This is a genomic window from bacterium (assembly GCA_021372535.1).
Taxonomy (GTDB): domain Bacteria; phylum Latescibacterota; class Latescibacteria; order Latescibacterales; family Latescibacteraceae; genus JAFGMP01.
The window spans coordinates 1-12,475 of sequence record JAJFUH010000126.1 but is presented as its reverse complement, the minus strand read 5'-3'; the positions used below and the strand labels follow the sequence as shown (position 1 = coordinate 12,475).

The 12,475-nt window shown below is 49.7% G+C and carries 6 protein-coding genes; all 6 read right to left on the bottom strand.

Features of this window, described 5'->3' with window-relative positions:
- Positions 1 to 276: 276 nt before the first annotated feature.
- Entirely contained in the window at positions 277 to 2,640 is a 2,364-nt protein-coding gene (locus LLG96_11790; protein MCE5250892.1) for a tetratricopeptide repeat protein, read from the bottom strand.
- A gap of 423 nt (positions 2,641 to 3,063) precedes the next feature.
- On the bottom strand, positions 3,064 to 5,586 hold the full coding sequence (locus tag LLG96_11785; protein MCE5250891.1) for a tetratricopeptide repeat protein: 2,523 nt from the start codon (positions 5,584 to 5,586) through the stop codon (positions 3,064 to 3,066).
- A 9-nt stretch (positions 5,587 to 5,595) separates the two neighbouring features.
- Entirely contained in the window at positions 5,596 to 7,929 is a 2,334-nt protein-coding gene (locus LLG96_11780; GenBank protein ID MCE5250890.1) for a tetratricopeptide repeat protein, read from the bottom strand.
- A 264-nt stretch (positions 7,930 to 8,193) separates the two neighbouring features.
- Positions 8,194 to 10,593, bottom strand: a complete 2,400-nt coding sequence (locus LLG96_11775) for a tetratricopeptide repeat protein (protein ID MCE5250889.1) — start codon at positions 10,591 to 10,593, stop codon at positions 8,194 to 8,196.
- A 535-nt stretch (positions 10,594 to 11,128) separates the two neighbouring features.
- Positions 11,129 to 11,746 carry a uracil-DNA glycosylase gene (locus tag LLG96_11770; GenBank protein ID MCE5250888.1) on the bottom strand — a complete coding sequence of 206 codons (618 nt, stop codon included), beginning with the start codon at positions 11,744 to 11,746 and terminating at the stop codon, positions 11,129 to 11,131.
- A gap of 494 nt (positions 11,747 to 12,240) precedes the next feature.
- Positions 12,241 to 12,475: chaperonin GroEL (gene groEL / locus LLG96_11765; protein MCE5250887.1), on the bottom strand; the 235-nt coding region annotated here is incomplete at its 5' end.

Here is a 12,475-nt window from a genome sequence, read left to right as displayed (position 1 = left end):
TTGGAATAGATGCCGAAACAAGTTCGGCATGATACAATCTTATGTCACTGTTTAACCACCGGAGCAATAACCAGAATAACTCTCATGACCATAGATAGTCACAACGAAGGATGAAAAATGTATGCAGGCTGCATATAGATTCCCGATTAAAGATTCGGGAATGACAGCGTTCCAGAGACTCCCGACGCCTGACCGGGGTTTCAGAACCGGGAACCGTAGATGCATTTTCAGATAAATACGGGATAAATACCATTCAGAGAGATAACATCCCGACTATTAGTTTTCGTTATCGGCTTTCTGAAACTCGAGCGCATGCGCGAGGTTGGAGCGAGCCTCGGCATAATCGGGTTTAATAGTCACCGCCTTATTGTAATGATTTATGGCCGCTTTGATTTTCCCCTGACGGAACAGAACGCTCCCCAGATTGTTGAGAGCCTCTGCATAATCGGGCTTCAACTCCAGTGCCCTGTCGTAATGGACACGGGCCGAATCGAGTATTCCGCAACTGAAGAAAACGTTTCCGAGATTCGTGTGAACCTCGGCATAATCGGGTTTTTGCCGTAGCGCCTCGTAGTAGTGTTTTGCGGCTTCGGTCGGATTTCCTTTGCGGGCATAAACAGTACCGAGATTGTATTGGGCATCCGGATATTCCGGCTTCAGCCGCAGGGCTTCCGTACAGTGGGTAAAAGCTCTGTCGAGGTCCCCTGTGCGAAGGTAGACACTGCCGAGTTTACAGTGAGCCTCCGCATACCCGGGCTTCAATCGCAGCGCCTCGTTATAGTGGGAAACTGCTTCTTCGAGCATTCCGAGCCGTAAACACTCATTTCCCAGATTACTATGCGCCTCCACATAATCAGGATTCATGCGCAGTGCCTCGTTATAGCACGTTATAGCGTTTTCATGCTTTCCGAGAGCATCCAGCATGACACCCATATTGTTTTGTACTTCGGCATTCATCGGCTCCAGACGGAGCGCCTCGGCGAAATGTACATATGCCTCATCGTTATTACCCGAACCGAGCAGGACTTTACCAAGGTTCGTATGAGCCTTTGCATAATCGGGTTCAAGGCGAAGAGCTTCGGTATACTGTCCGATGGCCTCTTCTTTTTTCCCGATATCCTCCATAACGGCGCCCAGGTTGTTGTGAGCCTTTGCGTTGTCGGGATCGATCCTGAGCACTTCGGTATACTGTTTCAGAGCTTCATCCTGATTTCCCTCGTTGTGCAGCAGTACTCCAAGGTTAATCCGTGCATCGATATACTCGGGCTTGAAGCGGAGGGCTTCCGTAAAATGCCCGATTGCTTCTTCGTAATTCTTCTTTTCGATCAGGTATGCCCCAAGATTGTTGTGTGCAAGGTAATTACCGTCGGTAACCTCGAGCGCATGACGGTAGAGCATATCACAGTCATGCCAGTAACCGGTCTGCACCCATGCCCTTTCGGCGCTGGCCAGAAGAATCACTCCTGCCATGACGGGTATAATGATTCCGGGGAAACGAAATTTCCTCATCAGTTCGGGAACTCCCCATGCGGCAATAATGAAAATACCGACAATGGGGATATACGTATACCGGTCTGCCATCGCCTGATTCCCCACCTGGACAAAGCCGATGACGGGAACAAGAATCCCGAGGTACCACAACCATCCGGTAACCAGAAACGGAAACCGTCTCGCATACCGTACCACGAGCAGAGTGACAGTCAGGAGAAATACGGATGCGCCTAATACTTTCCATACCGGCAGGTTGCCGCCCGGATGGGGATAAAAGACAGCGAGCTTCAGCGGCCATATGGTTTTCATGATATAACAGCCGTACGACACAATGGCGTTTGAAATGCGGCTTCCAAGGGAAACTATCTCCAGATTTCGTACTACTCCCCGTGAATTCTGAATGAAAAAAGTCACAACGCTTCCCATGGCGGAAAGTATGAAGAGAGGAATTTTTTCCCTGACCAGTGAAATGGCGCGTGTTTTCAACTGTATGGGGGTTTCCGGATGACGGGATTTACGGACGGAATTACCTTTGACATCCCCAAAGGAAATCCTGCCGAGCGGCCAGTAGTCGAGGAGCAAAAGCACAAACGGCAGAGTCACGACCATCGGTTTTGCCATGAGGCCGAATGAAAACAGGACGAGGACTGCCAGATACCGTTTCGTTCCCGGTTTTCTTGCATAATAACCATAAGCGCCGACTGTCAGAAGCCAGAAAAACGTGCTCAGGACGTCTTTCCGTTCCGCAATCCAGGCGACCGACTCCACATGGAGCGGATGAAGAGCGAACAGAGCAGCAACAAACGCGCTTTTCCAGAATGCGCCGGTCATGTAAGAAAGGATCAAAAACAGGAGGATAGCGTTTGTGCAGTGAAAAAATACATTCGTAAGGTGGTGATACCCGGGATTCAATCCGAAAAGCTGACAGTCGAGCATATGCGAGAGCCATGTCACCGGATGCCAGTTGGATGCATGACCGGTTTTAAAAGCCCATATGATACTTTCGGTAGTCAGACCTTTCTGGATAAAACGGTTCTCCGACACATATTCGCCGTCATCAAAGTTGGTAAACTCATGGTGTACCGTCTGCCAGTAGACTCCCAGGGAAACAAGAAGGAGAACAAGAGAAACACCCGCAGTACGGTTCATGCCGGTTAAGTCCTCTTTGATGAGTTTGGTAAATGATAATATACTTTATATTATTAATTATATATACACTGTATATAATACTACTATTATTGTATACGGTAAATTTATAATCGTCGTCAGTAAATTTACTATTGTCGTCAGTAAATCTACTATTGTAAAGAAATTTTGTCAAGCTGATTCCTGTCGGAACGAGGTGATAACTACCAGTAAACACGAAAAATAACTATTTTCATATGTTGAAAGAAGTTACAGGGAAATTATTGAGAGAAGGGGATTGTTATTCGATCTCCGGGCATAGAAATCCTTCGATGTGCCGGAATATAGTATATAATAATACACATAAATACAAATTCAGAGAAAAGAAAAATAGAGGAGGTATGATGAAACAACAGGGTTCTGTTGTTCAGTGCGGAATTAACGTTATTATTTCTTCGATGACAGAATATGTTCGAGATTGTTACGGGCTTCGGTATAATCGGGTTTCAGCCGGATCGCTTCACGGTAGTGGAGTTCCGCGTTATTGAGCATTCCCATGCGGACGAAAACACTTCCCAGGTTGTTATGAACTTCGGGATAATCAGGCTTGAACCGTAAAGCTTCCGTATAATGAACACGAGCGGAATCAAGCTCACCGATGCTGAAAAACACATTTCCCAGATTGGTATGGACTTCGGGATTGTCTGGCTGCACGCTGAGCGCTCTGTAATAATGGACACGGGCTGAATCCAGATTGCCGCCGCGGGCAAAAATATTTCCCAGATTGTAGTGAGCATCGGGATAATCGGGCTTCAGGCGGAGTGTTTCATTGAATTGCACCAATGCTTCATCGATCCTGCCGGAACGGAGAAGAATATTTCCCAGATCGTCATGAGCCTCGGCATAATCAGGGTTCAGGCGGACTGCCTCGGTATAATGGACAAGCGCAGAATCGAGCTTGCCTTCACGGAAAAAAAGACGGCCGAGGCTGTAATGAGGATTCGCGTATTCCGGATCGAGACGGACAGCCTCATAGAGCTGTGTCAGAGCGTCGTCCCGTCTGCCCAGACCATCGAGCACCGTACCGAGGTTATAGTGGGCCCGAGCATTATCGGGATTCAGACTGATTGCTTCGTTGAATTGCCCGATCGCTTCATCTGACTTGCCCTGGCTTACGAAAACGACTCCAAGGTTGTTGTGGGCATCCGGATCGTCCGGTTTCAGCCTGAGGGCTTCAAGCGCATGAGTATGGGCATCATTGATTCTTCCCTGACGGATGAGGATATCGACCATATTGGAATGAGCGCCGGCATAGTCGGGCCTGATCTGCATCGCCCGGTCGAGGTGGACACGCGCCTCGTCGAGCTTACCCTGTCGTATGAGAAGGTTGGCGAGATTCGCATGGGCTTCCGGATTGCCCGGTTTAAGACGCACCGCTTCGTAAAAGAGTGTGAGTGCTTCTTCGACCTTATTCTGGCTCACCATGTATGCTCCCAGACTGAGATATGCGTCACTGTTATTCCGCGTAACATCGATGGTGTGACGGAAAAGCCGCCCGCTGTTCTGCCAGTGACGGAGCTGAAACCATGTTGTAATCGCGAATGCACCAAGTACTACCACTGCGGCATAGGGTATCGCTCTTCGGATTCGCGGCCATGTATGCACGATATCGTTGATACCCCACGCCAGCATGATAAACAGGCCGATAAACGGAATATAGGCGAACCGGTCGGCAATGAACGGCCACATACCGGCCTGTATAAGCCCTATCACCGGGAATAACGTTCCGAGGAACCACAACCAGCCCACAGCGAGATATGGCGCTCTCCGCGCGAATTTCACCACCACGGCGGTCATGCCAAGAATGAGGAAAAAAGCTCCGACTGACTCCCACAGGGGAACGGATGCAGGGTATGGATAGTACACCGCAAGTTTCGCCGGCCAGACCATCTTTCCGATGTAGAGAATATATGAAATGAAGGAGACTGCTATCCTGTGAGCGAGTGAAACCGATTCGGTAGAAATATGAAACTTCGAAATCGACCGTGAAGAAATTAACACAATTGCTGCCCCGAGGACGAATAACGGCACTTTCTCCAGTACGAGCCGTGCGGTGTTTCGTAGAGCGGTTCGGTACGTGGCAGGATTTTTCCCGGATTTTACTTCCTGAGCTGTTTGCAGGTAAGCGATACGGTTGAGGGGCCAGAAATCGAGAAGGAGCAGAACCGCAGGAAGCGTTGCAATAGAAGTTTTTGCCATGAGTCCAATGCCAAAAAGAAAAAAGATCGGGAAATACCGCGCTGCCCCGGGACGAACCGCATATTTGAGGTACGAAAGCGTTGTAAGCATCCAGAAAAAGGTGCTGAGTACATTCTTGCGTTCGGTGGCCCATGCTATCGATTCCACATTCATGGGATGAAGAGCGAACAGCGCCGCGACAAAGGCGCTCGGCCAGAACGAGTGTGTCATACTCCGTAGTAAATAAAACAGAAGCAGTGTATTGAGGATATGCAGCGCCACATTTTCAAGGTGATAGCCGACTGGATTTTTTCCAAAAAAGCGGGCATCGAGGATAAGCGACAGCCATGTCACCGGATGCCAGTATGACGCTTCGTTGAAACTGAAGGCCCATTGGAGATTTTCAGGAGTCGGTGTACCGAGCACGTGTCTGTTCTGGTAAATGTAGACATCATCGTCGAAATTGATGAAGTCATGATTTTTTACCTGTACGTACACGGCGAGGATGGCAATTACAAGTAATACCGGGACAAGCAGTTCACGGCGAACGGCAAACGTGGTTTCGTGAGAACGGCCCCCGGATGTTTTTTGTATGCGTCCGACAGCGGAATCTGGATGCTTTTTATTGTGGAGAGCCCGTACATCGCCGTTCCGAGCTGATTCCGGAGAGCTTGAATTCCCGTGTCCGGTATTCTTGTCGTGATGTTTCGGGCGATTGGTTTTTCGGGTCATGACTGTGTTTCACTTTTTGATAAGGGCGCGAATATGTTCGAGATTCTGCCGGGCTTCCTCGTAATCGGGCTTGAGCCGTACCGCCTCGCTGAAGTGACGGGCTGCTTCACCGATATTTCCCCTGCTGAAGAGAAGGCTGCCAAGATTATTATGGGCCTCGGGATAATCGGGTTTCAGACGGAGCGCCTCGCTGTAATGGACATAGGCTGAATCGAGGTTTCCGCGGCCCGAATAAAACACATTTCCGAGATTCATCTGCGCTTCGGCATGATCGGGTTTCAACCGGAGCGCATCATAATACCTGCTACAGGCATCGTCGAACCTCCCCTGGCGGGCATAGACGTTACCAAGATTGTAATAGGCATCAGCATAATCCGGATTCAGGCGCAGAGCCTCGTTACAATAGTTGAGGGCGTCATCGAGCCTGCCCTGCTGCAGCATGATACTGCCGAGGTTGACAAGCGCCTCAGGATAATCGGGTTTCAGTCCGAGCGCTTCCTTATAGTGGGATATGGCTGCATCGATCTTTCCCTGCCGCAGACAGACACTTCCCAGATTATTGTGCGCCTCCGCGTTGAAAGGTTCGAGGCGCAGCACCGTGAGAAACTGAGCGGTTGCCTCATCCAGTTTGCCCTGACGTTCCAGTGAAATACCGTAATTGTTGTATGCGTTGATATATCCGGGATCATTATCGATGGCTATGAGAAAATGTACGGCCGCCTCGTCATGCCGTCCCAGACCATCGAGTACGGATCCCATATTGTTATGCGCCCGCGCATGGTTCGGATTAACCCGGAGCACCCTGCTGAAGTGATCCATCGCCTCCTCGCTGCGTCCCAGACCGTTGAGCAAAACTCCAAGATTGTTATTGGCGTCGGGATAGTCGGGATTTATGCGGAGAGCTTCCTCGAAATGCCTGATGGCCTCGTCGTGCTCTTTCCGTTCTTCGAGAAACGCACCCAGATTGTTGTGAGCAAGATAGTTATTCGATGTGACATCGACTGCATGCCTGAAAAGGGTGCTGCTGTCCCGCCAGTACCCTGTCTGAACCCATGCAGCTGCTGTACTCGCGGTGACCAGAACTCCCGTCACAACAGAAAGGGCGATGTTCCGGTAATTCCACCGTTTCATACACTCGGGAATACCCCATGCGGCCATTATGAAAAGGCCGATGATCGGAATATAGGTATACCGGTCTGCCAGAGCCTGAATACCCACCTGAACCAGGCCGATGACCGGCACAAGAATACCGAGAAACCACAACCATCCCGTAACGAGGAAAGGATAACGCCGCGCGCTTCTGATAATCAGTACGGTAACGATGACAAGCAGCGCCGCCGATCCCATAACCTGCCACATCTTGAGCGATTCGCCGGGATGAGGGTAGAATACGGAGAGCCTGAAAGGCCAGATTGTCTTGTACATGTAGATTATGTACGATACGATAGCATTCTCGAACCGGAGTCGGAAGGGGAACAGCTCCGAAGCCTGTATTGCCCCGCCTTTTTCCTGAACGAAATAGGTTATAAAGCTGAACAGAGCAGAAAGGAAGAACAGGGGGATTTTTTCGATAAGTACTTGTCCGGGCGTCATTCTTCTTTTCCCGGAGTGAATTCTTTCATTGATTTTCGGCGCGGAAGCCATACCGTACTGCCCGATTTTCAATCGACCGAGCGGCCAGTAATCGAGCAGCAATAAAGCGAACGGCAATGTCACCACCATGGGTTTGGACAGGAAACCCAGTGAAAAGCACAGCGCCACCGGAAGATACCGTTTTATTCCCGGATTTACGGTATAATAGTAATATGCCAGCAGGGTAAGCATCCAGAAAAAGGCGCTCAGCACATCCTTGCGTTCCGAAATCCAGGCAACCGATTCCACATGGAGCGGATGAAGGGCAAAAAAAGCGGCAACAACAGCGCTCTGCCAGAATGCCCCCGTCATGAGCCTCAGAACAAGGAACAATAAAAGAGTATTCGCAACGTGGAACAATACACTGGTAATATGATGGCCGCCTGCGCCGAGTCCATAGAGCGAATAATCAACCATATGCGAAATCCATGTCAGCGGGTGCCAGTTTGCGGCATATCCTGTGGTGAATGCCCACGAAATGCTTTCTGGATTCAAGCCGTTACGTATGGAGTAATTTTCAGTTACATACTTGTTGTCATCATAGTTGGTAAAATCGAAATGACGCGCCTGCCCGTACACGGCAAGCGTGGCTATTATAAGCACAAGACAGACAATCCCCTCGCGCCGAAGGCTGAAAACCTTCTCATTCGTACTTTTTACAGTCTTTGGGACGGTAATTTCCGGCTGATTCCGGGTGTTTTTTTTCTTCATCAAAACGCCTTGTAAAAAATGCCTGTATAGTGGATATCAAGCTGTCAGGTCCACAAGTAATGAGGGCGTATGAAAGATACTTTTCGCCGCCTTCTTAGAAGCGTTGTGATAAACACCATTTACGTGGATATAAGCTGTCAAGGGTCGGCACGAAGTGCTGATCCCCGATTAATAATTCGGGGACATGCTTACATGCCCTTGACAGCACTGAAACAACACATTTCGTCATGGGGCTCGTGAAAAATATACTTTTTCACAGCCCTCTTATTTCTTTCGTTCGATAGCGGATACTTTCTCAAGGTTTTTCAGGGCATCGGTAAAATCCGGTTTATACCGCAGGGCTTCACGGTACTGTTCTGTGGCCTGCGCATACTTTTTCTGAAATGTATATACATTTCCGAGATTGTTATGTGCCTGAGCATAATCGGGCTGAAGCTTCAGCGCTTCTTTATAGTAGATAACGGCATCGTCCAACTGCCCTTTCCGGACCAGAAGATTGGCATAGTTGTAATGGACATTCGAATCTCCCGGATTGAGCCGAACAGACTCACGGTACTGCTCTATGGCTTCATCGAGCCTGTCCATGAGAGCGAGAACACCTGCCAGAGTGCTGTGAGTTTCGCCTGAACCGGGATTGAGACGCACCGCTTCTTCCGCATTGGACAGAGCCTCTGTAAGCTTTCCCTGACGCATGAGTGTCCGCGCCAGAATCGTACGAGCTTCTGCGTTGTCGGGCTTTTGCTGTAATAACTCCTGTGTATTGCCGATGGTTTCGTCGAGCCGCCCCTGCCGTTCAAGAATTTTTATAAGTGTGATACGGGCATCGGCAGAATCGGGTTTGAGCCGCACCGCGATCCGGGCATGGACACAGGCCTCGTCGACATTACCCATGGAGAGAAGCACCTGAGCAAGAACAGTGTGCGCGTCGGCATTATCGGGCATGAGCCGTGATGCTTCGCGGGCATGAACGAGAGACTGCCCCAGATCGCCGCGGCTTATATATATTCTGGCAAGTTCCATGTGTGCTTCGGCATAGTCAGGTTCCGTTTTCAGCGCGGCGGTGTATTCATCGATGGCATTGTCGTACCGACCCATGAGGGAGTATACATATCCCAGGTTATAACGGATTGCGGCATTGTCTGGCATCAGTCGCGCCGATTCACGGGCATACGCGAGGGCTTCCTCTTTTTTCCCCTGACAGGCAAGCACATATGCAAGAAGGCTGATGCTCCTTGGACGGCCCGGTTCGAGCCTCAGTGCTTCGTTGATATGAACGAGAGCATCGTCGAATTTTCCCTGAGAAGCGTAAAGAGCTCCCATGGAATTGTGAATGAGGTAGTTACCCGGCGTAATCGCCAGGGCATGCCTGAAAAGTTTCTCGCTGTTCTGCCAGTATCCGATATTTATCCATGTCACCGCAGCGTATGCGGTCAGGAGAATCACAGAAATAACAGTGAGAACGGAGTTCCTGAAACGCCATTGTTTCAGAAGTTCGGGCACTCCCCATGCTGCCATGATATACAGGCCGATAAACGGGACATATGCGAACCGGTCGGCGACGAACGGCCACAATCCTGCCTGTACAAGTCCGATAACCGGAAAAAGAGTACCGAGATACCACAGCCAGCCCACGGTAAGATATGGCGCCCTGCGAGCAGCCTTTAGTATCATGAATGTAAGGCCCAGAAGAATGAGAAGGGCGCCGGCCGACTGCCATAACGGGACGGATTCAGGGTATGGTCGATAGACCGCGAGACGGGCGGGCCACACCATTTTGACAATGTAAAGAATATAAGAAATAAAAGAGACGGCCACCCGGTGAGTAAAGGGAATCACCTCGGTGGAAGTCCGGAATGATGAGGCCGACAGGGATGAAAGGATGACCGCCGCTGCCGAAAGCATGAACAGCGGCGTTTTTTCCAGAACAAGTCTGCCCGCAGTATGCCAGGGATTTCCTTCCACTCCCCTCTTTTCACCCTTAACCGAATCAGGAACAGCCTGCCCGATGCCGAGACGACCGAGCGGCCAGAAATCGAGCAGAAGCAATACAAACGGCAGCGAAGCAAGAAACGATTTCGTCATGAGTCCGAGAGCGAGGAAAAGGAGGACAGGGAGATATCGCAGAATACCCGGTCTGGCAGTATACCGGAGATACGCGGCGACGGTCAGCATCCAGAAGAAGGTGCTCAGGGTATTTTTCCGTTCCGTTGCCCATGCGACGGATTCCACATTTACGGGATGAAGGGCGAACAGCGCCGCGACAAAAAACCCCGGCCAGAACGAATGTGTCATGCGCCGGAGGATATAAAACAGGAGCAGCGTGCTGAGAATATGAAGCGCCACATTTTCAAGGTGGAAGCCTGCGGATTTACCGCCAAAGAGACGGGCATCGAGCATGAGCGAGAGCCATGTCAGCGGATGCCAGTAGGATGTCTCATTGAAGCTGAACGCCCACCGTATACTGTCGGGTGTCGGACCGTTGAGCACATGCCTGTTGGCGAAAATGTACATGTTGTCGTCCAGCAGGACAAACTCATGATCCCGGACCTGCCAGTAAACGGCGCATGTAATCAGGGCAAGCGCCAGACAGGCAAGGATGTCGCGGCGTACGGCTGCTCTATATCCCTTGACCGTGTTTCCTGTTATTGTATTAATTTCTGCCATTCACCATCTTACCAAAACAGGTTGAAAAAACATCGCTTTTTAATAAACAAGCTGTATGCATTCCCTGCCAGCTTCAACTTCCATTGAAACCACCATAACAATCATAAATCCGCACAGTGATGGCTGCCAGGAGTACATAATGCTGATCGGGCGCCGGAAATACTGAACTTCATAGCAATATAGGATTTCCCGTCGAGGTAAACAAGAATTTCTGCCGTTTTTCCCGATTATTGCAACGACAGACACCGGCTTTGCCCGGTTTTAAATCCGATGATCTGACAATCATTCAGGTGGAATCAATTTTCGATTCATCATTCAGCGTTGAGTTTTCGGGAGAAAAACGGAAAAATACCAATCATAACGGCATTGAACACGGATTTATGTGGACTATAATGATATGAGCGGATTTGATTTATTACTGCGGTGGTGAACTGGCGACATCTGATGACGTCATGCCGAACGTGTTTCGGCATCTGTTCCATATAAAGTATCGTTATGTATTCGCCTGAGCAATAATAACTGGAGTCGGTGACAATTACTCGGCCAGCCCCGCGAGGTGCAGGGCGGCGGATATGTCCTCGGCTATCATCCTGCGTTTGCTTTTTTCGATAAAAAAGCTGGGGCCTGCCTGAAGGTAGGACGGGAATACCCGTTTCCCCTGAAAGAAGAATTCACCGCCTCGTATTTTATAGGTCGAGCCCGCGGGGATGACTCTCGCCTCTCCGGCGCGCCGGGCGATGAAGTTGATCGCCTTGATGGCAACATCTCCCATGAGCATGAGGACTTTCGCATCCGTGAACAGGGCCAGTTCCTTTTCGAGAATGAGCGAGCATTCTTTGATAGTGCCCGTTCTGATACCGTAACCCGTCTTCCCGCATTTCACCGCAGTGGTCAGGTAAACTCCCAGACCGACAATATCCCCGATAGACTTAACCTTAGCCCCCGCATCGGAAAACGCCTGGACTGTCGTGCGCTCGAAAAGGGAATCTCCTCCCGCATAATAGTAGTCGCCCGGTGCTTCCGGCGCCGCTTCCGAGATCATGACAACGGATATCTTCTCCGGAGTCACCTCGATGTCGGGCACACGGTAACGCTCGTGCCGTACATCGGCGCACGGGAACGCTGTACAGCCGATACAGTTATTGATATTCATAATGAGTCTTCAGAATTAAAACATTTTAAACATTTATTAATTTTGCCGCTTCGAAAAGTAGTGTATGCAAATTACTTTCCATGGTAGACTACTATATCATCGGGCTTCTGGATTTTTTTCCGCCCTCCCTCGATATTATATACCATATTCACAAATAATTCTCATGCCCACCTTCAAGCACACCATAAAAAAGCAAAAAGTATCTGTCATATATATCAATAAAATAAATTTTTCTGTCAAGTGAAATATGTTCAGTAAGCTGTTTGTAATCCTGTCAAACCCCAATTGTTACCCGATTCGCTGTGATGCATCGCAGCGAGTCAAATCGTAAATCTAAAATCGTAAATGCTCTTGATCATTTTTATTGTACAAAATGTGGTATCGACCAAGAACTGTTTCTTCATCTTCCATACCATTATTCCTGTTTTCCCCCATAAAAAAACGCCCGTGTCCGAAGACACAGGCGTTTCATATAACGTATGTACCGATTATTCTCAGTACATGTCACCCATACCGCCGCCGCCGTGAGGAGAAGGCATAGCGGGTTTTTCCTTTTCAGGCAGCTCGATGACAACAGCCTCGGTGGTAATGAGGAGCGAAGAAATCGATGCCGCATTTTCGAGCGCAGAGCGAACAACCTTGGTCGGGTCGATGACACCGGCCTCGACGAGGTCTTCGTACTTCTCGGTGGCAGCGTTGAAGCCTTCGTTTTCTTTGCGCTCGAGCGTC

Coding starts and splice junctions, on each gene's coding strand:
- LLG96_11770 (MCE5250888.1), bottom strand. CDS start 11,746: ATGAATATCAATAACTGTATCGGCTGTACAGCGTTCCCGTGCGCCGAT.
- LLG96_11780 (MCE5250890.1), bottom strand. CDS start 7,929: ATGAAGAAAAAAAACACCCGGAATCAGCCGGAAATTACCGTCCCAAAG.
- LLG96_11785 (MCE5250891.1), bottom strand. CDS start 5,586: ATGACCCGAAAAACCAATCGCCCGAAACATCACGACAAGAATACCGGA.
- LLG96_11790 (MCE5250892.1), bottom strand. CDS start 2,640: ATGAACCGTACTGCGGGTGTTTCTCTTGTTCTCCTTCTTGTTTCCCTG.
- LLG96_11775 (MCE5250889.1), bottom strand. CDS start 10,593: ATGGCAGAAATTAATACAATAACAGGAAACACGGTCAAGGGATATAGA.